This window comes from Streptomyces sp. NPDC059649 (genome assembly GCF_042734445.1).
Classification (GTDB): Bacteria; Actinomycetota; Actinomycetes; order Streptomycetales; family Streptomycetaceae; genus Streptomyces.
On record NZ_JBHWDV010000022.1, the window covers coordinates 86,965 to 107,921 of the forward strand.

At 72.5% G+C, this 20,957-nt stretch carries 18 protein-coding genes; 13 read left to right on the plus strand and 5 right to left on the minus strand.

Annotated features, from left to right (window positions below; genetic code table 11):
* Positions 1 to 370: 370 nt before the first annotated feature.
* Genes ACFV1J_RS22575 through ACFV1J_RS22595 form a run of 5 tightly spaced genes read left to right on the plus strand, consistent with a single transcriptional unit; the run spans position 371 to position 7,548 of the window.
* Positions 371 to 1,201 (plus strand): glycosyltransferase family 2 protein, encoded by an 831-nt coding sequence (locus ACFV1J_RS22575; RefSeq protein ID WP_385860678.1) that lies wholly within the window; start codon positions 371 to 373, stop codon positions 1,199 to 1,201.
* On the plus strand, positions 1,198 to 2,529 hold the full coding sequence (locus ACFV1J_RS22580) for a glycosyltransferase family 2 protein (protein WP_385860679.1): 1,332 nt from the start codon (positions 1,198 to 1,200) through the stop codon (positions 2,527 to 2,529). The genes ACFV1J_RS22575 and ACFV1J_RS22580 overlap by 4 nt, the downstream gene beginning before the upstream one ends.
* Positions 2,526 to 3,860 (plus strand): lipopolysaccharide biosynthesis protein, encoded by a 1,335-nt coding sequence (locus ACFV1J_RS22585; protein WP_385860680.1) that lies wholly within the window; start codon positions 2,526 to 2,528, stop codon positions 3,858 to 3,860. Before ACFV1J_RS22580 ends, ACFV1J_RS22585 begins: the two co-directional genes overlap by 4 nt.
* Positions 3,857 to 6,652 carry a glycosyltransferase family 2 protein gene (locus tag ACFV1J_RS22590; protein ID WP_385860681.1) on the plus strand — a complete coding sequence of 932 codons (2,796 nt, stop codon included), beginning with the start codon at positions 3,857 to 3,859 and terminating at the stop codon, positions 6,650 to 6,652. Before ACFV1J_RS22585 ends, ACFV1J_RS22590 begins: the two co-directional genes overlap by 4 nt.
* A 44-nt stretch (positions 6,653 to 6,696) precedes the next feature.
* Entirely contained in the window at positions 6,697 to 7,548 is an 852-nt protein-coding gene (locus ACFV1J_RS22595) for a polysaccharide deacetylase family protein (RefSeq protein WP_385860682.1), read from the plus strand.
* Positions 7,549 to 7,664: 116 nt separating this feature from the next.
* On the opposite strand, the gene ACFV1J_RS22600 is transcribed toward ACFV1J_RS22595, so the two are convergent.
* On the minus strand, positions 7,665 to 8,495 hold the full coding sequence (locus tag ACFV1J_RS22600; protein ID WP_385860683.1) for a family 16 glycosylhydrolase: 831 nt from the start codon (positions 8,493 to 8,495) through the stop codon (positions 7,665 to 7,667).
* Positions 8,496 to 8,626: 131 nt separating this feature from the next.
* On the opposite strand from ACFV1J_RS22600, the gene ACFV1J_RS22605 reads away from it, so the two are divergent.
* Positions 8,627 to 9,133 carry a DinB family protein gene (locus tag ACFV1J_RS22605; protein WP_385860684.1) on the plus strand — a complete coding sequence of 169 codons (507 nt, stop codon included), beginning with the start codon at positions 8,627 to 8,629 and terminating at the stop codon, positions 9,131 to 9,133.
* A 40-nt stretch (positions 9,134 to 9,173) separates the two neighbouring features.
* Here the strand turns inward: ACFV1J_RS22605 and ACFV1J_RS22610 are convergent, their stop codons facing one another.
* The 3 genes from ACFV1J_RS22610 to ACFV1J_RS22620 form a co-directional block, all read right to left on the minus strand.
* Positions 9,174 to 10,031, minus strand: coding sequence for a GNAT family N-acetyltransferase (locus tag ACFV1J_RS22610; RefSeq protein WP_385860685.1), 858 nt, complete (start codon positions 10,029 to 10,031; stop codon positions 9,174 to 9,176).
* A gap of 99 nt (positions 10,032 to 10,130) precedes the next feature.
* Positions 10,131 to 11,582 (minus strand): amino acid permease, encoded by a 1,452-nt coding sequence (locus ACFV1J_RS22615; RefSeq protein ID WP_385860715.1) that lies wholly within the window; start codon positions 11,580 to 11,582, stop codon positions 10,131 to 10,133.
* Positions 11,583 to 11,703: 121 nt separating this feature from the next.
* Positions 11,704 to 12,666 carry a hypothetical protein gene (locus ACFV1J_RS22620; RefSeq protein WP_385860686.1) on the minus strand — a complete coding sequence of 321 codons (963 nt, stop codon included), beginning with the start codon at positions 12,664 to 12,666 and terminating at the stop codon, positions 11,704 to 11,706.
* A 992-nt stretch (positions 12,667 to 13,658) separates the two neighbouring features.
* On the opposite strand from ACFV1J_RS22620, the gene ACFV1J_RS22625 reads away from it, so the two are divergent.
* A complete protein-coding gene (locus ACFV1J_RS22625; protein WP_385860687.1) occupies positions 13,659 to 14,195 on the plus strand; it encodes a winged helix-turn-helix domain-containing protein in 537 nt (178 codons plus the stop codon).
* A 26-nt stretch (positions 14,196 to 14,221) separates the two neighbouring features.
* Here the strand turns inward: ACFV1J_RS22625 and ACFV1J_RS22630 are convergent, their stop codons facing one another.
* Positions 14,222 to 15,934, minus strand: coding sequence for a hydrogenase maturation protein (locus ACFV1J_RS22630; RefSeq protein ID WP_385860688.1), 1,713 nt, complete (start codon positions 15,932 to 15,934; stop codon positions 14,222 to 14,224).
* 366 nt (positions 15,935 to 16,300) lie between these two features.
* Between ACFV1J_RS22630 and ACFV1J_RS22635 the strand changes: the two genes are divergently transcribed.
* The 6 genes from ACFV1J_RS22635 to ACFV1J_RS22660 all read left to right on the plus strand — a co-directional run bounded on the left by ACFV1J_RS22635 (position 16,301) and on the right by ACFV1J_RS22660 (position 20,946).
* Entirely contained in the window at positions 16,301 to 16,456 is a 156-nt protein-coding gene (locus ACFV1J_RS22635; RefSeq protein WP_385860689.1) for a hypothetical protein, read from the plus strand.
* A 135-nt stretch (positions 16,457 to 16,591) separates the two neighbouring features.
* A complete protein-coding gene (locus ACFV1J_RS22640) occupies positions 16,592 to 17,830 on the plus strand; it encodes a hypothetical protein (RefSeq protein ID WP_385860690.1) in 1,239 nt (412 codons plus the stop codon).
* A gap of 44 nt (positions 17,831 to 17,874) precedes the next feature.
* Positions 17,875 to 18,387, plus strand: coding sequence for a hypothetical protein (locus ACFV1J_RS22645; protein ID WP_385860691.1), 513 nt, complete (start codon positions 17,875 to 17,877; stop codon positions 18,385 to 18,387).
* Positions 18,388 to 18,400: 13 nt separating this feature from the next.
* Positions 18,401 to 19,684 carry an MFS transporter gene (locus ACFV1J_RS22650; protein ID WP_385860692.1) on the plus strand — a complete coding sequence of 428 codons (1,284 nt, stop codon included), beginning with the start codon at positions 18,401 to 18,403 and terminating at the stop codon, positions 19,682 to 19,684.
* A gap of 143 nt (positions 19,685 to 19,827) precedes the next feature.
* The gene (locus tag ACFV1J_RS22655; protein ID WP_385860693.1) at positions 19,828 to 20,250 is read left to right on the plus strand and encodes a hypothetical protein; all 423 of its coding nucleotides are present in this window, start codon (positions 19,828 to 19,830) and stop codon (positions 20,248 to 20,250) included.
* A gap of 93 nt (positions 20,251 to 20,343) precedes the next feature.
* The gene (locus ACFV1J_RS22660) at positions 20,344 to 20,946 is read left to right on the plus strand and encodes a carbonic anhydrase (protein WP_385860694.1); all 603 of its coding nucleotides are present in this window, start codon (positions 20,344 to 20,346) and stop codon (positions 20,944 to 20,946) included.
* The last annotated feature ends 11 nt before the right edge of the window (positions 20,947 to 20,957 follow it).

Below are 20,957 nucleotides of genomic sequence, written 5' to 3' on the forward strand. Positions count from 1 at the left end.
TTCTCCGACATTTTGGACATTTCCTCTTGACTCGGTACCGAGGGGCTGTCCATGATGGGGCCCTGGCACCCGTAGGCAGCGCGGGCATCGCCCCGCAGCCCCAACGGACAGCACATTTGCCAGTTGTGGTGGTCGACGCTTCCAGCGTCCGAGAACGGCCGGCGTCTCATCGCCCGGGCACAGCGACCGAGTTCCTCCGCGAGGCCCTCCTGCGTCGCGTCCCCGCAGTTCGTTCTCCTTCGGTTCGCGGGTGTACCGCGCCTTGTCGAACAGGCTCCGGCGGCCGCGCCGACGTGTACGCCCCTCACCTTCAAGTACGCCCTGCGGCTTTCCGGCCCGGGCGTCCGTTGCCGCTTCGTGAGGCACGCTCATGAGTACCACCCTGCCCTCGGGCACGATCCAGCGCACCGTCGACGGCGGCCGCCCGCTGCGCCGCTCCAGCGACCGCATCACCAGTCCGCTCCCGATGCGCCGCGCCAGCGACCTCCCACCGACCTCACACACCGTCAGTTTGGTGATCCCGGCGCACAACGAGGCCCGCAACGTCCCCTGGGTGTTCAACCACATCCCGTCCTCCATCGACGAGGTGATCCTGGTCGACGGCGCGTCGGACGACGCGACCGTGCGGATGGCCGCGCACTGCCTGCCGTCGGTGCGCGTGGTCCAGCAGACCGGGCAGGGCAAGGGCAATGCGCTGCGTACCGGCTTCCTGGCCGCGACCTGCGAATACATCGTCATGATGGACGCCGACGGGAGCATGTGGCCCGGCGAGATCCCGCACTACGTGCACTTCCTCGACAACGGCTTCGACTTCGTCAAGGGCTCCCGCTTCATCGCCGGCGGCGGTTCGCTCGACCTGACGGCGGTGCGCTCGCTGGGCAACCGCGCACTGCTCACCGTCGTCAACCGGCTCTACCACGCCACCCTGACCGACCTGTGCTACGGCTTCTGCGCCTTCCGCCGCAGCTTCCTCGACGACCTGCACCCGCAGGCGCCCGGGTTCGAGATCGAGGCGGAACTGATCGCCCACGCACTGCGGCTGGGACTTCGCGTCGCCGAAGTGCCCAGCCTGGAACTTCCCCGCCGCAGCGGGCGCTCGCATCTGCACGCGGTCTCCGACGGCCGCCGGGTGCTGCGGACGCTGGTCGCCGAACGCCCCGGTGGGCGGCGCTCGGCGCCCCTGGGAGCGGGGAAGCGATGAACGGCCTCGGTCCGCGCACCGCTGCGGCCTGCCCCGGTCTCGCCGCCCACGATTCGCTCTACACCCCCGCCCATGTCGTCGAGCTGGACCTGGCGGCGCCCGGTGAGCTGCGCTCACCCGGCGGCGCACCGGCCGCCGCTCCGGGTGGACGCGTGTTGGCGTTGGTGCGGCTGCAAGGACACCCGCTCGGGATGGTCAGCGCCCACGGTGTCCTCGGGGACACCACCGGCCTGTACCACGCGCTGGCCGAAGCCGCGCATCGCCAACTGACCACGGTGGCCGCCCCGGAGGCACCCCGGACCGTTCCCGGTCGTCCGGTCCGGGACCCGGGAGCGGCCGCGCCGCCCACGATCACCGTCATCGTCGCCACCCACAACCGTCCCGGGATGCTCGGCCAGTGCCTGGACTCGCTGCTGCGCAGCCGGCACCCCTCGTACGAGGTCGTGGTGGTCGACAACGCGCCGCGCGACGACGCCGCCGAGCGGCTGGTGCGCGACCGCTATCCGTCCCGGGTCAGGTATGTGAGGGAATCCATGGCGGGCCTGGCCCGGGCGCACAACCGCGGACTGCTCGCAGCCCGCGGCCGGATCTGCGCCTTCACCGACGACGACACGCTGGCCGACCCCGGGTGGCTGGACGCCCTGGAGCGGGCCTTCGACGGCGGTGCCGCGGGCGACGGCGGGGCACCGGTCGGCTGCGTCACCGGGCTGATCGTGCCGGCCGAACTGGAGACCGCGGCACAGTCCGCGCTGGAGTTCCACGGCGGCTTCGGCAAGGGGTTCGCCGCGCGCAGCTGGTCGCTGGCGGACCCGCCCGCCGATCCGCTCTTCCCGTTCACCGCCGGGCAATTCGGCTCCGGCGCCAACATGGCGTTCCGCACCGACGTGCTGCGAGCGCTGGGCGGCTTCGACCCGTCGACCGGCACCGGCACCCCGGCGTACGGCGGCGACGACCTGCTGGCCTTCTTCCTCGTCCTGGCCGCCGGGCAGCGCATCGTCTACCAGCCCGACGCCGTCATCTGGCACCGCCACCGCCGTGCGGCGGCCGCCCTGCCGGCCCAGGCGTTCGGCTACGGCGCCGGGTTCGGCGCCTTCCTGGCCGCCGCGCTGCGGCACCGTCCGGGGGCGCTGCCCGCCCTGCTGCGCCGGCTGCCGGGCGGCGTCCGGTACGCCGTCGGCCGGGCCCACGACCGCTCGGCACCGGCCGGCGCCTGGCCGGCCCGGCTGGCCCTGCTGGAGCTGCGCGGCCTGCTCTACGGGCCGGTCGGCTATCTGCGCAGCGTCCGCGCCACCCACCACGCCGCCACCGCCGGAACGGGCCCGTCATGACCCCGCACACCGCTCCCCCGGGCGTCGCGGACCTGACCGCCGCGCCCTATCTGGTCGTGCTGCGCCGGCGCGTCGGCTCCGCGCTCCGCTACGAGCCGCTGCTGCGCAACGGCCATGTACTGGTGGCCAGTTCGCTGATGACGGCCGCGGTCGGGGCGTTCTACTGGGTGCTCGCCACGTCCTGGTACCGCCCGGACACCGTCGGCCGCTCGTACGCCGTGATCTCCGCGGTGACCCTGCTCGCCGGCTTCGGACAGCTCAACCTCTCCGACGTACTGGTGCGGTTCGTCCCGTCGGCCGGCCGGCACACCCGGCGGCTGCTGCTGCGCAGCTACGCCGCGGCCGGACTGTGCGCCGGCCTGCTGGCCGGCGCCTTCCTCGCCCTGGTACCGCTGATCGCCCCCGGACTGGGCTTCCTGCGCGGCACGTTGATCGCCCCGTTCTTCGTGGCGGGGACGATGGGCTATGCGCTGTTCATCGTGCAGGACGGGGCGCTGACCGGCGTCCGCCGGGCGCACTGGGTGCTCGGCGAGAACGCGGTGTTCGCGGTGGTCAAGGTCCTGGTGCTGACGCTGGCCGCGGGCTGGGCGATCAGCTCCGGCATCCTGCTGTCGTGGGCCGGGGCACTGGCCGTCTCGCTGCTCGTCGCCAACTACGTCCTGCTGCGGCGCGCGGTGCCGGCCCATGAACGGGCGCACGCCGACGGGCGGATGCCGACCCGGCTGCTCGGCTACGCCGCCACCGACTACGGTGGCGCCCTCTTCCGGCTGTCCGCCTACAACATCGTGCCGCTGATCGTGCTCGACACCCTGGGCGGCGCCCGGAACGCCTACTTCTCCCTGTCGTGGGTGATCGCCTACACCCTGTACCTGGCGACGTACAACATGGGAAGTTCGCTGCTGGTCGAGGCCGCGCACGACCCCGCCCGGATCAGCGAGCTCGGCCGCCGGGTGCTGCGGCACTCCGGTCCGCTGCTGACCGTCGCGGTGACCGCCCTGGTCGTCACCGCCCCCTGGCTGCTGTCGGTCTTCGGTGCCGACTACGCCCACCATGCCACCGGCGTGCTGCGGCTGCTGGCCCTGTCCGCACTGCCCAACCTGCTGCTCAACGTGGCCATCGACGTGGCGCGCGCCCGCCGCCGGCTGGCCTGGGCCGTCGCCCTCCAGGCGGCGCTGTGCGCCCTGGTGCTGGGCCTGACCGTCCGGCTGATCCCGCCCTTCGGCATCACCGGTGTCGGGGCCGCCTGGCTGCTGGCCGAGTGCGCACTCGCCCTGCCGCTGCTGATCACGCTGCCGCGCTGGCTGCCGTCCCCCGCAAGGAGCCCCCGATGAACGCGCTCGGAGTCCGCCTCCTCGCCACCGGTCTGCTGCAGGCGGTCCGCTTCGTGCTCGGCGTGCTCTGTGGTGGCGCACCGACGACCGTCGGAACGCGGCCGGCTCCGGCCGCGTCCCGTACCGAGCCGACCCTGACCGTCGTGATCTGCGCCTACACCCTCGACCGCTGGGAGCAGTTGCTGGACGCGGTCCACTCGGTGCAGCGCCAGCACCAACCGGCCGACGAGATCGTGCTCGTCGTCGACCACTGCCCCCAGCTGGCGCGGCGGGCCGAGTGCGCACTTTCCGGCGTACGGGTGCTGCCCAACGCCGAGGCACGCGGGCTCTCCGGCGGCCGCAACACCGGGGTCGGGGCCGCGGGCGGCGACATCGTGGCCTTCCTCGACGACGACGCGGCGGCCGACCCGGACTGGACCGCCCGGCTGCTCGCCGCCTACCACGATCCGCGGGTGCTCGGCGTCGGCGGGCTGGTCCGCCCCCTGTGGGAGACCGGCCGGCCCGCCTGGTTCCCCCGCGAGTTCGACTGGGTGGTCGGCTGCTCGTACCAGGGCCTGCCCGAACACCGGGCGCCGGTACGGAACTTCATCGGTGCCAACATGTCCTTCCGGCGCGCCGAGGTGGTGGCCGCCGGCGGCTTCCGCACCGACCTGGGCCGGATCGGCACCCGCCCGCTGGGCTGCGAGGAGACCGAACTGTGCCTGCGGGTCGCGGCCCGCAACCCCGACGGGAAACTGCTGTACGAGCCGGCCGCCGCGGTCCGCCACCACGTGCCCGGCGCCCGCACCACCCGCGCGTACTTCCGGGCCCGCTGTTACGCGGAGGGGCTGTCGAAGGCGGCCGTCGCCCGGCACGCCGGTACCGGCCCGGCGCTGGCCAGCGAACGCACCTATCTGCGCCACACCCTGCCGGCCGCGGTGGCCGACGGGCTGCGGCCGGGCGGCGAGGCACCGCCGCGCACGGTGCCGGCGCTGGTGACCGGGGTGGGTGCCACCGTCCTCGGCTATGCCGTCGGCCGGCTGCGCCGCCCCGTCGAACGCACCCGCGCCCAGGCCGCCCTGCACACCCTGGCGGTGCTCGCGCTGCCCACCGCGCTGCTGCTGTGGGGACTCTCGCTGCGCGCGGTGGACCTCGGCGCGATGCGGGACCTGGGCCTGGTGCAGGTCCTGCCGGTCATCTACTGGACCGGGCTGGTGCTGCTCGGCATCGGATTCTGCGCCGCGCTGGCCGACCGGCGCACCCGCGCCTGGCAACACGCCGGCTACGTGCTGGCGCTGATCACCTTCCTGCACGCCACCCCTCTCGCGCTCTACCCCGAACTGCGCTACTCCTGGGCCTGGAAGCACGTCGCGGTCACCGACGTGCTGCTGGACACCGGCACCCTGCCCACGGCGGCCGGCCGGCTGTCCATCTACGCCCACTGGCCGGGCTTCTTCTGGCTCAACGACCTCTTCGTCAGCCACATCGGACTCAAGTCGCCCGGCTCCTACGCCAGTTGGTTCCCGTTGCTGATCAACGCGGCGCTGGTGGTCCCGCTGCTGGCGCTGTACCGCTCCTTCACCCGCAGCCGGCGGCTGGTCTGGGGCGGCGCCTTCCTCTTCTTCAGCTGCTCGTGGGTGGGCCAGGACTACTTCTCGCCGCAGGCGTTCGCCTTCCTGCTGTACGTCTGCGTCATCGCGGCCGTCGTCCACCGCCTGCCGCGGCCGGGCCGGCCGCGACCGGGCCGGCCACCGCTCGGCTGGGCGGTGCTGGTGCTGCTCGCGATCGTCACCATCGTCGTGTCGCATCCGCTCACCCCGGTGATGCTGATCGGCTCGCTGCTCCTGCTGTCCCTGCCCCGCCGCAACCGCCGGGTGGCGTTGCCGGTCCTGCTGGTCTCGCTGACGCTGACGCTGGCCTGGGACCTGACCGCGGCCCGGCCGTTCCTGGAGGCGAACCTCAACGACCTGATCACCGGCCTGACCACGCCCGAGTCGAACGCCGGGTCCGGACTGCTCGGCCTGACCGGGGCCACCAGCGGCCAGGTGATGGTCGCCTGGGCCGACCGGATCCTGTCCGCGGTGGTCTTCGCGCTCGCCGCGCTGGCGGTGCTGGTGCGGCCCTCGCTGCGGCGCACCGCCCTGCCGTGGCTGGCGGTGGCGCCGCTGCCCTGGGCCGTGGCCAACAGCTACGGCGGCGAGATGATCTTCCGGGTGTATCTGTTCGCGCTGCCCGCGACCGCGTTCGGCGCCGCGGCGCTGCTGCTGCCTCCGCTGCTGACCGCCTCCCGCGGCCGCGGTCTGCGCCGCGCGCTGCGGCGGGCACGGGCCGCGGCGGTGCCGGTGGTGCTGGTGGCGCTGTTCGGCGCGCTGTCCCTGGCGTACTTCGGCAAGGAGAACGTCAACTACTTCACCACCTCGGAGACCTCGGCCGCCAAGTGGCTGGCCACGCACGCCCCGGAGGGTTCGCTGATCGTCGGCGCCTCGGACAACTTCCCGTACGCCTACCACGATTACGAGTACCACGACCGGCTGTGGCTGTCCGAGGCCGCGCCCGGCGACCAGTGGCAGGTGCGCCGTGACCCCGCGGCCGAGCTGCACGTGCTGACCGGGGCGGGGCCGCCGCGCCCGGTCTACCTGATCCTGAACCGGGCCCAGGAGGCCCAGGTCACCGCCACCGGAGCGCTGCCGCCGGGCACCCTGGCCCACCTGCGGAGCGCACTGGCCCACCGCTCCGACTATCCCGTCATCCACCGCACCGCCGACGCGGTCGTCTACCGCATCCTGCCGGAGCGCACCCCAGGAGGCTCCTGAGAGCACTTCCGGCCCCACATGGGGGTCCTGAAAGGACACCGGTCATGAGCGCCGTGCCCGTCTTCCTCTACCACTCGGTGAACAGCGACCCGCCGCCCTGGATCGCGCCGTACACGGTCTCCCCCCGGGCCTTCACCGAGCAGCTCGACCGCATCGCGGACGCCGGGCTCACCGTCATCCCGCTGCGGCGGCTGGTGGCCGCGATCCGCGGCGGGCCCGCGCTGCCCGCCCGCTGCGCGGTGCTGACCTTCGACGACGGCTTCGCGGACTTCTACTGGTCGGTGGCACCGCTGCTCACCGAACGCGCCCTGCCCGCAACGGTGTTCATCACCACCGGTGCCGTGCATCCGCCCGGCGGTGCGCCGGAGGGCAGTCTGCTGCCGCCGGCCGCCATGCTGAGCTGGCGCCAGATCGCCACCCTGGACGCGCTCGGCATCGAGATCGGCGGCCACACCGTCACCCACCCCCAGCTGGACGCCCTGCCCGCGCAGCGCGTCTGGCACGAGGTCGTCGACTGCAAGCGGCGGCTGGAGGACGCACTCAGCCACCCGGTCTACGCCTTCGCCTATCCGCACGGCTACTCCAGCAGTGCGGTCCGCCGCACGGTACGGGAGGCGGGCTGGACCTCGGCCTGCGCGGTGCGCAACGCCCTCGCCACGGCCGACCGGGACCCGATGCGCATCCCCCGGCTGATGGTGCGGGCGGACACCCGGCCGGAGCAGTTCACCCAGTGGGTCCGCGGCGGCGGCGCACCGGTGAATCCCGCCGGGGAGTCCCTTCGCACGACGGGCTGGCGCCTGTACCGCCGTACCCGCGCCCTGCTCGGCCGTCCGGTCGGCGGGCCGTCGGAAGCCGGCACCCTGCCCCGGGCAACGGGGCGGCCCTTAGAGGAGTGACACCCCGGCCGTCCAGGCCCCGCACGGGAAGTGATCCCTGTGTCCCGTCGTGAGCCCGCCGGAGGGCACGGGCCCGCCCGGGAACCAACGCCGGGCGGGCCCGTGCCCGGACCGGCTCAGTGCTGCCAGACCCGTACCCAGTCCACCGACATCCGGGCCGTGTGCACGTCCGGCGGCGGGAGCGCGGGATAGCCGACCGCGAGGGTGAACAGCAGCTCCATCGGTACATGCGGGATCTTCGCGGGATCGGTCACCCGGAACCGGATCTCGCCGTCGATGTACCAGGTGAGCGCGTCCCGTTCCCAGTTCAGCGCGAACACATGGTGACGGGCCGGGAAGTCCACCGGCCCGAAGCTGCCCGCGGTCGCCCGCTCATCGCCGTCCGGCCCCCGCCAGTGCACCGTCATATCGATCAGCCGGGGGGTCTGCAGCACCTCGGCGATGTCGATCTCCGGGGGTGTGAACCGCGAGGCCGGCATCAGCCAGAAGGCCGGCAGCATCCCGCCCTGCCGGGGGATGCGCACCGACGCCTCGAAGTAGCCGTAGGTGAAGACGGCGCGCGGGCGGGCGTTCCAGGAGCTGCGGCCGGTGGAGACCATGCCGGAGGTCCAGGGGTAGACGCGGCCGTCGGTCCCCCGGGTCGTCCGCCGCCGCGCGGTCAGGGTGAGCCGGCCGTCGCCGACCGAGACCTGGCCGGGCCGGTACCACTCCAGCTCGTCGTTGCCGCGGTTGGTGCACCCGCCCTGGTTCCAGTCGTAACACGTCGTCCATCTGGCCGGGTTGAGCCGGTCGCCGCGGAAGTCGTCGGCGAAGACCCGGTGCCAGGGGCCGGGACCCCGTGGGCCCGTCGGCGGGGCGGCGGGCGATCCGCGGTCGTGCGCGCAGCCCGCGGCGGCGAGCGCCAGAAAAACGCTTGCGGCGGCCCGCACCACTCGGGAAGATCCCATCGGCCGCCTCCCCGGCGCGCTACGGAGCACTCACGAAGATCGTCCCTCAGACCGGGACGGTCCGCTACTTTCCCGCTCCGCCGCCCGGAGGCCTCCGGCCACCCCTCTCTGACACCTCCCGAAGGACCGCCATGACCACCGAACGCATCTCCCCGCCCGTACGCGCCGGCGAACGGGAGACCCTGCGCGCCTTTCTGGACTTCCACCGCGCCACCCTCGCCATGAAGGCCGAGGGCCTCTCCGACGAGGACCTGCGCCGCCGCTCGATGCCGCCCTCCACGCTCACCCTGCTCGGCCTGGTACGCCATATGGCAGAGGTGGAGCGCACCTGGTTCCGCCGGGTGATCAACCGCGAGGACCTGCCGCTCGTCTGGTCCGCGGAGGGCGACTACCAGGCCGCCTACGACCCGGACGGCTCCACCGGCGCCGAGGCGTTCGCCGCCTGGCAGGAGGAGGTGGCGCACGCCCGCCGCATCGAGCAGCAGGCCCCGTCCCTCGACATCACGGGCCACCAGCCCCGCTGGGGCGAAGACGTCTCCCTGCGCCTGGTGATGCTCCACCTCATCCACGAATACGCCCGTCACAACGGCCATGCGGACCTGCTCCGCGAGGGCATCGACGGCACCGTGGGCGCCTGAACCGTCCGGGCGCCCCGCCACCGGGGCGCCCGGTGGACGGTCAGCCCAGTTCCAGGCTCGTTACGCCGTACGTGCGGTGCTGGTCCGTCGGGGGGACCGGGCCGGTGTACATGCGGACGGTGTGGGAGCGGGGGGTCAGACCGCGGCCGGTGGCCAGGGCGTGGGCGCCGGACCGGGGGCCGGGGACGTCGAGGGAGATCTCGTCGGCGGGGGCGAGGGTGGCCGCCAGGGCGTCGAAGAGCGCCTCGGCGGCCCGGTCGGTGTCGGCGAAGAGCGGGCCGATGCGGTGCCCGGTGCGGGCCGGGCGCAGCACGCCGTAGCCGGCGATCTCCCCGTCGTGCAGGTACGCCCGGGCGGTGTGGCCGGGGGCGGTCAGCCAGCGGGTGACGAAGCCGCGCCGGTCGGCGGGGAAGCAGCGCCGGTCGTAGGCGGCGAGCGCATCGAGGTGGGAGCCGGTGACGGGGACGACCTCGGGCGGCGGCGGGGTGCCGGGACGGCCGGGTCGCCCGCCGTAACGGACGGTCTCGTGGGCGGGGGTGAATCCCGCGCGCCGGTAGGTGGCCTGCTGGGCCGGGACCGCGTCGAGGCCGACGGTCCGGGTGCCGGCGTGCGGGAAGGCGGCGCGCCAGGTCGCCAGGCCCAGCCCCTGTCCGCGGAGGTCGGGGTGGACGAGGTAGTAGCCGAGGAAGGCGTAGGACGCGGAGTAGTTGACGACGGAGACCGCGGAGACGGGCCGGGTGCCGCGGCGGCCCAGGAAGAAGCCGTCCGGGTCGGTGGGGTGGAAGCAGGCGGTGTCGTCGCGGCCGGGGTTCCACTCCTCGTCGGCGGCCCACTGGACCACCTGCTGCCAGTCGTCCGGCGTGGCGGTGGTGACGGTGAGTGCGTCGGTGGCGGGCATGACGGGTGATCTGGTCCCTTCCGGTGGGGGCGGTGGGCGTGGGGTGACAGCGGGGACGGAGGTCCCTCGGGTCCCGGGGCCGGTCCGACGGGTCCGGCCCTAGATGAGGTCCATCGCGGCGACCTCGTCCGGGCGGCCGTAGCTGACCGGGCCCTGGAAGCGCCGGCGGGCGGTGGCGAACCACCAGACGGTGGCGATGACGAGCACCACGGCCAGTGCGAGGGGCGCGTAGTTGAAGGAGGCGGGGGTGATCGGGGACGCCTGCGGGAGCATGAACAGCACATTGCTGATCAGGATCCAGATCACCGCGATGGCCGCGACCGGCTTGCCGAAACGGCCCAGGTGCCAGGGCCCGGCCTGGAAGTCGTCGAGCCGCAGCCGCAGGAAGATCGGTACGGCGTAGGCGAGGAACAGCCCGACGACGTTCACGCTCACCACCGCGGTGAAGGCGGTGTGCGACCACCAGCCGGGCAGCACCAGCACCAGCGGGCAGGCCGCCGCGAGCCAGACCGCCTTGACGGGCGTACGGGTGCGGGCGGACACCGAATGCCACCAGCGGGAGCCGGGCATCGCCCCGTCCCGGGAGAACGCGAAGATCTGCCGGGTATTGCTGGTCATGTTGGCGAGTCCGCAGAACAGCATCGCGCCGATCACGATCAACAGCAGGAACTTCGCGGTGTTTTGACCGAGTGCGTCGATGAGAATCTGCACCGGCGGCGCCTCGGCGCCCGCCGCATGGCCGTAGTCCCGAATCGCATAGACCAGGGCGAGCATGAGGATCAGCCCGGTGATCGCGGAGTAGGTGATGGCCCGCATGATGCCGCGCGGCGCGTTGACCGTTGCCTTCACGGTTTCTTCGGACATGTGGAAACTGCCGTCGAAACCGGTGAAGGTCCAGCTGGTGACGAGCAGTCCGAGCATTCCGCCGTACATCGCGTGGGTGAAGCCGGTGTTGTTGACGAAGTGCGTGGCGAACGAGGGCGATTGGTGGTGGTCCGGAACGAAGGTGAGCGCGCCGACGATCACCACCATGCCGATCAGCAGCCACCAGACGGAAATCCGGTTCACCAGTGCAACCAGCCGGACCGTGTACGTGTTCGCGAGCGCCTGCACGAGCAGGATGGCGGCGGTGATGACGACGGTCTGCTGCGGCGTCGGCGTGTAGGACGGCCACTGCATCGCCACGAACGCCTGGATGAAGGTGGCGGCCGCGAAGTTGGTGGCGGCGGTGCCGCCGACCTGGCCGACGAAGTTCAGCCAGCCCGTGTACCAGGACCAGGCGCCCTGGTGCCGCTTGGCCAGCTTGCCGGCGGAGAAGTAGAGCGCGCCGCTGGTCGGGTAGGCGGAGGCGATCTCGCCCATCGCGGCGCCGACGAACAGCACCATGACCGACACCCCGATCCAGCCGAAGACCAGGATCCGCGGCCCGCCCGCGTTCATGCCGAATCCGAAGGACGAGAAGATGCCGGAGATGATGTTGATGATGGTGAACGAGATGGCGAAATTGTCGAAGGCGAGGAATCTCCGGGTGAGTTTCCTCGGATAGCCCATCGCATGCAGTGTGGCGTCGTCGTCGAGGGTGACCGGGTCGGCCGTACGGGGGGATTTCGAGCGGGTTATCGACGTGCGCTCGGACACAACCGCAACCTTTCTGGGGGGAAGATTTACCGCATCAGATGTCGTGCGGCACCGGAAGACCGCAGGAACGCCTCGCCTTCGACAATTGTTCCGCCGGATCGCCGAATGCGCTCCAGGGCATACGGGAGGCGTACGGCCCCATCGCCGTGAGGACCTCCCGGGCCTCGAATTCGTGTTTCGCCATGTACAACGCGTGCGCCAGATAGGCCAGATCGAGCACCGGGGTGAAACGGTAGTCCCGTACCTCCGGCAGCCAGTTGCGGTGAATGCTCAGTGCCGCGCTGGTCCACTGGGGCTGTTCCCAGGTGCGGTCGGCGAGCGGAGCCGCGGGGTTGTAGTCCTCGACCAGGGCCACCAGCGGCAGCAGCCGCAACGGCGAGGTGGCCGGCGCCCGCTGGCTGAGGAACGCGGCGACGTCCCAGCTCGCGCTGGACGAACCGCCGTAGCGCGGGAAGAAGAAGGACAGGAAGCGGTGGTGTGCCTCGCGGTGCCAGGGGTCGAGCCGGAGGATGTGGGCGAAGAGGTACCAGGGGCCGGGCGGCGCGGTCAGCAGACCTTGGGGCGCGGGGTCCAGGGGGCGCTCGAGACGGGTCAGCGCCAGCTGGGCGACCCAGGGGGTGGGGTCCTTCGGCAGCAGTTGCGCGGCCCGGTCGCACGCCGTCCGGGCGATCCGCGCCAGCGCGCCCTGCCGCCGGTCACCGGCGCCGGCGTCGGCCATGCGCAGCGCCCGGAGCATGGCCACCCTGGCCCACAGCAGTGCGGCCTCCGGGCCGGGCTCCTCGGCCAGCCAGCGTTCGGCGAGGTCCGAGTCGGCGGCGACCGAGGCCAGGACGAGCGAGCGGTGGGCGCGTACCTCGAAATCGTCGCGGGTTTCCTTCAGGACGTCGTGCGCGCTCAGGTACCGCCCGGCGGTGACGTCCATGCAGGCCCGGGCCAGCGCCCGGTCGTCGGCCGCCGGACTCCACACGTACTGCCCCTCGAAAGAGCCGGCCGCCATGGTTCCCTCCCGGTCACGAAGGCGTCATCCGCCACACCGCATTCCAGCCGCGCCGAATTCAGCTGGCCCTGCCACCGGTCGAGCAGCAGCGGGCCACACCCTACTCATCATCAACTCACCTGGAAAACAGTCGCCTGGAATATCTGGTTCCGCACCCTTTTGCTCTGACCACGGAGAAAGAGATTGAAGGGGAAACCATTTTCCGGCCAACTTCCCGCGGCCCTCTTCACTTTGCGCCTCCGTCAGGCCGCAGGGCATTTAATTGGCATATTCAGGCCTTCACGCACCCTCCACAAGTGGAGGACGTCGGCGCGCTACCCCTCCGTATCGCACCCGACTCCCCCGCCCGGCACCCCGCGACGGCCGTCGATCCGTCGCACCGGACCCACGTAGGCGCCGACGGCCCCCACCTCTCGGTCAGTTCGCCCGCGATTTCCGGCCATGCCGGCCCGAGACCCCCTCCCGGACCGAGAAGTCACCGCGGGTGCGGCACGGACGCCGCTCCGGGCCTCTTCGCGGCGCCCTTCCAGGCGCAAACGACTCCCACACTGATGACGCACCCTCAGATTCCGGCAATTTTTCGCACCTTCGTTGAACGAAACGACATCCCGCCGCCGGTCACAACCCACCCGTGCCGCACGGGAGTTGGCGCACCGCAATCACGGATTCGGCTCAAGAGCAACCGAAATTAGCGGAAGCTACTTTCCGGAACCGCGCGATCACATGTAGCGTTCGTTCCGACCGGAGGCCGTGGCCACGCACCACGTCATGGCCGCGTACGGGCATGGGCGCGAACGTTCTTGTGACACGGACGGAAGCGATTGCCCCCCTTGGGTGCAGCCGCCTCACACGTGCCTGTTCGCCACCACGCCCCACCACCGGATGAACGTCGCGATGGCTGCACAGCACCTCAGCACCCTTCGAACGTCGAGCACCGCCATGTCTGTCCGTACACGCCTGCTTTGCAAGAGGAATGGGCCCAGATCATGTTTATGAACTCCTCGACGACCCCGCTTGCGTTGCGACCGGACGCCGACTTCGGCCGCCCGGTCATGGCCGGGCCCGGCGAAGGGCCACCCCTGGCGGTCGACCGGCTCCCGGACGGCACCTGGCAACTGACCCTGCACTCCCTGGAGCCGGTCTCGGTGCACCGGCTGCCCTCGGACGAGGTGCACATCATCCTGGCGCCACCGGGTGACACCCCGCCCCGTCCCGGGGAGCCGGCGGCCGGCCCGGCCCTCCGCCCCGCGCCCATCCAGATCGACAACGCGGCCCGCACGGTCTTCATCAAGGGCCGCCAACTCGGCCTGCCCAAGCTCGAATTCGACCTGCTCGCGCATCTCGTCCGGCATCCCCAGCGGGCCTTCACCCGGGAGCAGCTGATGGCCGCGGTCTGGCCGAGCTGCCAGTCGAGCACCCGCACCGTCGACGTGCACATCGCCCGGCTGCGCAGACGTCTGGGGCCGGGCCTGCGCGATTCGATCCGTACGGTCTTCGGCGTCGGATACAAGTACCAGCCCGCTTCCTGACGCCGGCCGGCACTCCTGCGCGCTGCTCAAATCCCCGCGGAAGCGGCCGGGTTGAGGTGCGCGGGGGTGCCGTCCGCGGGTTCCTTGCGGACGAACGCCCGGCGCAGGGCGTGGTACGGCTGGTCCGGGTCGAAGAAGATCCGGTGCATCCGGGCGAGTTCATGCTCCCGGTAGGCGGCGAGCGGCCGCTGCGCCTCGTCCCGTTCCCGGGCGTCCTTCTTGGCGGCGATCCGCGACTGGACCGCCGGCGAGGCCGCCAGCCGCCGCGCCAGTTCGGTGGTCCGGTGGGTGAAGTCCCGTGCGCCGCACTCGACGACCCGGTCCACCAGGCCGAGCCGCTGACCGGTCGCGGCGGTGACCGGCAGGGCGCGGGTGGTGAGCCGTTCGGCCGTCTCGCGCCCGGCCCGGCGGGGCAGGGTGTAGGTCCAGTACTCGGAGCCGTACAGCCCCATCAGCCGGTAGTGCGGGTTGAGCACCGCGGCCGAGCGGCACCACACCTCGTCGGCGGCGAGCGCCAGCATCACCCCGCCGGCCGCGGCGTTGCCGCCGAGCGCCGCGACCACCAGCCGGTCGGTGGTGGTCAGTACGGCCTCGACGAGGTCGTCCATGGCACGGAGGTTGGCCCAGGACTCCTCTGCGGGGTCGGCCGCGGCCTCGATCACATGGAGGTGGATCCCGTTGGAGAAGAAGTCCCGTCGGCCACCGAGGACCAGCACGGACGTGGGCCGGGTGCAGGCGTGGCGGTAGGCGGCGAGCAGCCGCCGGCAGTGGTCGGTGCTCATCGCCCCGCCCGGGAAGGAGAACTCCAGGAAGCCGGCCGGGCCGTCCTCGCGGTAGCGGATGTCGCTCCAGGTGCGAGGCGCGTCGCCGGCGTCGAGCGGGGCCGGGATCTCGGGGAGCGGCGGCAGACGGTCGCCCAGTGCGAGGGTGGCGGGGAGCTTGACGGTTCCGGGCTCCCCCGGCCGGCGCGGCGCCCGGAGTTCGGGGATCCACACCGCGCCGTCGGCCGTCGCCCGGCAGATCGCGCCGCACCGGGTGGCGAGAAGGTCACCCGGCCGCCCGCGCAAGGTGTCCTCGGGGTGACCGCCGTGCAACATCCAGGTGTGGCCGAGGAGTTCGTCCCGTACGCCGGGCCGGGAGTCGGCGGCGCGGAGCGTGCGTACGACGGTGGCGGTGGGGTCGGACCGCCAGTCGATGCGCCGCAGGTCCTGGCGGAACGGTGGCCTGGGCCGGCCGGTTCGGGCGCTCTCGGGCAAGGTGGCCTGGGGCTGCGGGCGGTGGGTGCCGGAGGCGAAGCGCTCGACGGCGGTGAGCACCGCCTCGACGGCCGCGTCGGCGATCTCGTTGCGGTACAGGTCGCTCTTGCCCACCTCGGGGACCGGGCAGCTCGCCGAGGCCCAGATGTCGCCGGCGTCCATCTCGTCGTTGGCCTGCAGGACGGTCACACCCCAGGTATCCGCGCCCAGGTGTACCGCCCAGTCCAGGGAGGACGGGCCGCGGTCGCCGACCGGACCGGGGTGCACGATCAGACAGGTGTGGGCGGACCACACCTCCCGGGGGACGGCCGTGGTGAGCATGGGCGCCACGATCAGGTCGGGGGCGTGCCGGCGTACGACGTCGAGCAGCGGGGTCCGCGCGGTCACCAGTTCCACGCCGACCCGGTGGCCGCGGTCGCCGAGTTCGGCGTGCACGCGCTGGGTCAGGCTGTTGAAGGCGCCGGCGATGAGCAGAATGTGCACAGCTTCACTCCCCTGGTACGGCAACCGGTGCGAGGGGCCGGGTGGCCGGTGGTGAGCGTTCCCCGGGCACGGTCGCGCGCCGCGCGCCCGCCCGGCAGGTCCCCCGATCGGCGGCGGCCGGATGGCGCACGGCGCCGGCCGGGCCCTTTCCCGGGCGGGCTTTTCCTGACTGGCCGTCAGGTAGTTCCGGGCTCCGGTCAGCCCGGTGGTATCCCGCCAAAGTTGGCGCGCCGAAGTCGCTTCACACCGCCCCGGCATTGCCTTTCATTGACATGCGCTTGGCCAGTCTTTTACTTTCGGTGTGCGGCATCGGCGCAGGTCAGCGCCGTTGCCGGACCGTCTTCCGTACTCTCACCGGAGGTCCCCATGGAGCAGCTCATCAAGAAGATGGCCCAGGACGACGTGTGGCGCAGCTGGCTGGCCGCCAACTCCGCCTCGCAGGCGGCGAAGCAGGGCTGCATCAGCGCCGCACCCAAGGCCGGCTGCATCAGCGCCACGCCGAAGGCCGGCTGTATCTCCTGATCGTTCTCCGGCACTCCCCGGCGCCCGGGAGCGGGACACGGCCGCGGCACTTCCCCCGCGGCCGGCCCGCTCCCGGGCGCCGCGCCCCGTCCCCGTGGGCACGTCCCTTCTCCTTCGAGCCATGACGAGGGTTCCATGGATGGTCAGCCGACCGCCGAGGTCATCGAGCAGATCCGCGACATACCGCTCTACCGCGCCTCGCTGGCTAAGGGCTATTTCCCGGTGCTCGACAAACCGGACATCGCCCGTGGCTTCCCGGAGAACTGGATGACCCCCCACCTGGCCGCGGCCCTGGAAGCCGGTGAGGCGGAGTACGTACTGTCCACCGGCACCAACCACGCCCGGATGCAGCTGATCCGGCCCCCGTACTTCCTGCTGCACTCCTACTACCGGCTGTGGAGCGAGCATCCGGACATCGCCGGGACCTGGGAGTCGGGCTGCCGGCGGGTCTCGCTCACCACCGTGCTGGCGACCGAGCACGTGGCCCGGGTCGGCGCGGCCCGCCGGGGCGTACCGCCGGCGGTGGTCCCCTCCTTCGAGGACCGGTGGCTGGACGACCGCACCTGCTACCTCAACCTGCGGCTCGACCCCGCGCGCTGGGAACGCGACGAGGTGGTGCGGATGCTCCAGGAGATCGACGCGGCCCGGCGGTCGCATCCGCAGGGGCTCTACCACCTCGACTGCTCCGGGTACCACCTGGCGCACCTGCTGCGGAAGGTCGGGGAGTGGGGGCTGTGGGACGACTTCCCGCCGCCCGCCAGCGTCATCCATGCCTACGAGTACACCCCGGTCAACGTCCGCCGCTTCCTGGCGCAGCACTTCGACTGCCCGGTCATCGACCTCTTCGGCAGCACCGAGCTCGGTTACCTCTACTTCAGCGACCGGCGCGGCAGATACCGTCCGTACCTCGACGGGATGAGCGTGGAGCTCCATCCGGTCGCCCCGGGGAGCACGATCCACGAACTCATCGTCTCCAGTGTGCGCAACCCCTTCATGCCGCTGATCCGCTACCGCTCGGGCGACTGCGTACGCACCCTGGACGGCACCCCGGACCCGGACCGGATCGCCCAATTCTGCGGCCGCCGCAAGGAGTTGCTGCCGACGCGGAGCGGGCCGGTCGCCCACGGAGATCTCGACCGGCGCATCGGCGAGGTCACCCCCGACGTGTTCGTCCACCAACTTCAGCTGACCGGTCCCGCCGAGGCCCTGCTGGCGTACACCACCTTCCACGGCGCACCCGTCGGGGCCACCGAGTCCACCGCCCTGGAGGACGCCGTCGGCGAGCTCACCGGGCGGCGCTGCCGGGTGGTGCACCATGCGCACCTTCCCATCGGGAAATCCGGGAAGTACGCCTGGCTCGTCGACGCCGACTGAACTACCTCTCCCCGCCTGCCCGTCCGTACCCGTACAGGAGACCCATGACCAGCCGTCCGCCGCTGTCCGCCGACGCCCTCCGGGAGCTGCTCGGGGAGGCGTTGCACACCGAGGTCATCGACCATTTCGCCGCCCGCGGCGAGGCGCCGCGGGAATTCGTGGCGCGCCAGGTCACGGAATGCCTGCGCTACCTCTTCCTGGTCTCCCGGTACCCCGACCGGCTCGGCGGCCTGTTCCTCCCGGTCGAGCAGGACATCGACGAGATCTGGCACTACCTCATCCTGCAGACCCGGGAATACCGCGCGCTGTGCGAACAGCGGCTCCCCGGGCGGCACTTCATCGAGCACCGCAGCATCGCCTACGAGGACTACCAGCGCGAGCCGGGCCGCGAACAGGTCCTGGAGGAGGCGCTGCGCTGGATCCCGTTGTACTGCGCGGAGTTCGGGCCGTTCGACGAGGGCGCGCTGCCGCACTGGACGATCGTGCGCTTCCTCCACGAGCAGCTGGACATGCCGCTCGCGGACATCGCGGCGCTGAAGCCGCTAGCACCGGTATAGGGGTCCCCACATCATGCACGAGAGGCCGGAACAACGGCGCGTCCTGGCCGTCCTGGTGGTGGCCCAGGTCCTCAGCGGGGCCGGGCTCGCCGCGGGCATCACCGTCGGCGCGCTGCTCGCCGAGGACATGTTCGGCTCGACCGGTCTGGCGGGCGTGCCCAGTGCGCTGTTCACCGCCGGGGCCGCGTGCGGCGCGGCCGGGATCGGCCGGCTGTGCCGCCGCTGGGGCCGGCGCCCGGGGCTCGCCCTCGGGTACGGCGCAGGGGCGTTGGGCAGCCTCGGGGTGGTGGTGGCGGCCGCCGTCGGCAGCGCCGCGCTGCTGTGCGGGGCCCTGCTGGTCTACGGGGCGGGCACCGCGACCAATCTGATGGCGCGCTACGCGGGCGCCGATCTGGCCTCCCCCGCACGGCGCGGACGCGCGGTGAGCACGGTGCTGTTCGCCACCACGCTCGGCGCGGTGGCCGGCCCCAACCTGGTGACCTGGACCGGTGACCTGGCGCACGCCTGGGGCATCCCCCGGCTGGCCGGGCCGTTCCTGCTGGCCTGCGTGGCGTTCGCCGCGGCGGCGCTGGTGCTGGCCGTGCTGCTGCGGCCCGATCCGCTCCGGCTGGCCGCGCGCCTCGCCGCCGCATCGGAGCGGGCGGACGCCACTCCGGCCGAAGTCGACGCGAGCGGCGGCCCGTTGGGCGAGGCGCAGCGGCGCGGTCTGACGGCCGGTACCGCGGTCATGGTCCTCACCCAGCTCGTGATGATCGCGGTGATGACGATGACGCCGGTCCACATGCTGGCGCACGGATCAAACCCGCAGGCCGCCGGGCTGGTGATCGCGCTGCATGTGGCGGCCATGTTCCTGCCCTCGCCGCTGACCGGGCTGCTGGTCGACCGGTACGGCCGGCGGTGGATCGCCGCCGCGTCGGGTCCGCTGCTGCTGGCGGCCGGTGTGCTCGCCGCGACGGCGCCGCCGCACGCGGTGGGGCTGCTCGCCACCGCCCTGGTGCTGCTGGGCCTGGGCTGGAACGCCGGGTTGGTCAGCGGCACCGCCATGGTCACCGACGCCCTGCCGCCCGAGCGGCGCGCCGCGGTCCAGGGCCTGGTCGACGTCGGCATCGCGAGCGCCGGGGCGGCCGGCGGGCTGTCGTCGGGGCTGGTCGTGGCGGCCGGCGGCTATCCGGTCCTGGCGCTGGCCGGCGGGGTGCTGGCGCTGGCGGTGGTGCCCGCCGTCGGCTGGTCGGCCCGGCGGCCGCGCACCGTCCGCACGGCGCGAGCGGGCGCCGGTACGGAAGCGGAGGGGGCATGAGTGCCCGCACCCGGCGGACGGGGCGCCGGTGCCGCACGAGAAATCTTGAAACATGGCGTCATTTCTCGTTTTCCTGCCGGAAATATGGATGCTGCACTGTAAGGAGAAGCTGTAGGCACAGGGACCTACGACGGGGGACGAGAATGCGGAAGGACCGCGGCACACCCGGCATACCGGTGCGCATGCTCCGGGGCCCGCTGATCGCCGTCGCCGTCGTACTGGCCTTCCTGCTGGGTGCGGTGGCCGCCGGCGCCAATGCGACCGCCACGTTCGCCGCCCCCGCCGCCAAGTCCGCGGGCGCCCCGCCGGCCGTCAAACCCGGCTCCGACTCCGACTCCGACGAGGAGAAGACCAAACGGGACGCCGAGCGCGGCGCCCCACGGGGGACCGCGCGCACCTCCGTCGGCGTGCCCCGGCACGCCGGCCGTCCGCTGCCACCGTCCGGTGCCGACGTCCCGGCGGCGCCTTCCGCCGGCGGGTCCGGCCGCCCGGCCGCGGGCAGTTCGACCCGGGCCGCATCGAGACCGGCCCCGTTCCCCGTCCTGCACTGCGTCTTCCGCTGCTGAGCGCGGCCGTGGTGGCTTGCACCACCAAACGGGCCTCGCACGTTCCCGCCACCACCCCCACAGTGGCACCACTCATCAGCAGGAGACCTCCTCGTGGAGACCTTCATCCAGCATGCCCGGGGCCTGACGGCCCGTATCGCCGAGCGGCGTGAGGAGCAGGAGACCTACGGCCGGCTCGCGGCCGGCCAGTCCCCCCTCGCCCTCTTCATCACCTGTTCCGACTCCCGGGTCGTACCGTCCCTGATCACCGGGGCGCGTCCGGGCGAACTCTTCGAACTGCGCACCGCCGGCAACGCCGTGCCCGTATACCGCGAGGACATGGTGGCCTGCGCGGAGGCCGCCACCATCGAGTACGCGATGCGGGTGCTGCGGGTCGCCGACATCGTGGTCTGCGGTCATTCGCACTGCGGCGCGGTCGGCGCCAAGGCCCGCGGTGAGGATCTGACCGGCGCGCCCGCGGTACGCGACTGGCTGGCCCAGGCGCTCTCCGACGAACTGCCCGAGGACCCCGAGCCGACCGTCTCCGCCGCGGTCCAGCAGCACGTGCGCCAGCAGCTCGCCCGGCTGCGCGAGTACCCGTGCGTGCAGGAGCGGCTGGCGGCCGGCGAGGTGAACCTGCACGGCTGGTTCTACGAAGTGCACACCGGCCTGGTCGCGGCCCACCACCCGGCCACCGACCTGTTCCTTCCGCTGTGAGCGCGGGGGTG